This is a genomic window from Blautia sp. MSK.18.38 (genome assembly GCF_024460535.1).
Lineage (GTDB): Bacteria > Bacillota > Clostridia > Lachnospirales > Lachnospiraceae > Blautia_A > Blautia_A fusiformis.
The window spans coordinates 1-1,156 of the sequence record NZ_JANFYP010000081.1; the positions used below are offsets into that span (position 1 = coordinate 1).

At 34.0% G+C, this 1,156-nt stretch carries 2 protein-coding genes; one reads left to right on the forward strand and one right to left on the reverse strand.

Annotated features, from left to right (window positions below; translation table 11 throughout):
- Positions 1 to 198: DUF6040 family protein (locus tag NE638_RS17795; protein ID WP_244094889.1), on the forward strand; the 198-nt coding region annotated here is incomplete at its 5' end.
- Positions 199 to 575: 377 nt separating this feature from the next.
- Here the strand turns inward: NE638_RS17795 and NE638_RS17800 are convergent.
- A complete protein-coding gene (locus tag NE638_RS17800; RefSeq protein WP_008400157.1) occupies positions 576 to 1,091 on the reverse strand; it encodes an immunoglobulin-like domain-containing protein in 516 nt (171 codons plus the stop codon).
- Positions 1,092 to 1,156: the final 65 nt, after the last annotated feature.

The window sequence follows — 1,156 nt, forward strand, 5'->3', positions numbered from 1 at the left end:
CAGGATAAGAAAAACCCTGACCGTCATGGAATCCGTATCCCTGTATTAGACGAAAGTGCTGCTGTCATCATTTATTTTGGAGAATCCATCAAAAAAACACTGTCAGTAAATCTTCTATTGCTTTTTGTACTTTCGCAAGGAGTATATGTTGGACTTAGATGTTATTTGAAAAATCAGTTAAATACCAAGCTATATTGATCAAAATATGATAAAAAACGTATAAAAGCAGGGGATAAAAACACACATCGTCCCCTGCTATTATATTATCCTTTTCCAATTTCTAGTAGGATATGCCTGTTTCATTATGCTTTTTTAAAAGCCTTAGTTTGAATGCTTTACTGTATTTCTTCCTAGACATAAATATGCTCCACATGGTACATAAAAAAGGACATGGCAATACCTCCTTGATACCACCGTATCCTTGAAAAAGGGCGACTTTAACACACCCTCCGTATTCTCATTTTTACAAAAGAAAACGGCGGTTTTGATTGTTATTTCAAAACCGCCGTTAAAATGGCATGAGAACTTTCTACTTCATAAGCGGTTTTTTTTCATGCTTATGAAGTAGAGAATTTTTACCTTATCGTAAATTCGCAAGATAAATTATATGTATCGTAATCCCAATCTCTTTCACTTTCAAAGAACGCAAATTGTTTAATCAAACGATAGTGTCCAGCAGGCAATTCTCCATAAAAACTTTTAACATCAATTTCTAATGTTAATCGTTCGTTAGGCTTAATAAAGCAATCCTTTTCATTGCTCTTTGAGGGGTCATCAAGCTGTTTAAGTTGATACCAAGTGCCGGATTGTTCAGCTTCTATTTCAAAATAATCTGGTGAATATTGGTATTCTTTATCAGAAGTATTTTCTATTAGAAATGAAAGGTGCTTTAAGTCTAAATCCTTTTCTGTACTCATTGAAATCTTCAAATCGCCCAAAGTGTCAAGCGCTTCTTCACTTCCATAAGGAGAAACCTCATATTCTTCGGAATAATCTTGTACTACATGATTATCACTGTCCTTTGCTTGACTACACCCAACAATACACACCAATAACAATAAGGTTAGAAACATACATATTATTTTTTTCATTTGTCCTTATCTCCTGGTATGATGTAGTCATAGACCAATAAGGTCATCCACATCATATTCTCTAA

Coding starts and splice junctions, on each gene's coding strand:
- NE638_RS17800 (WP_008400157.1), bottom strand. CDS start 1,091: ATGAAAAAAATAATATGTATGTTTCTAACCTTATTGTTATTGGTGTGT.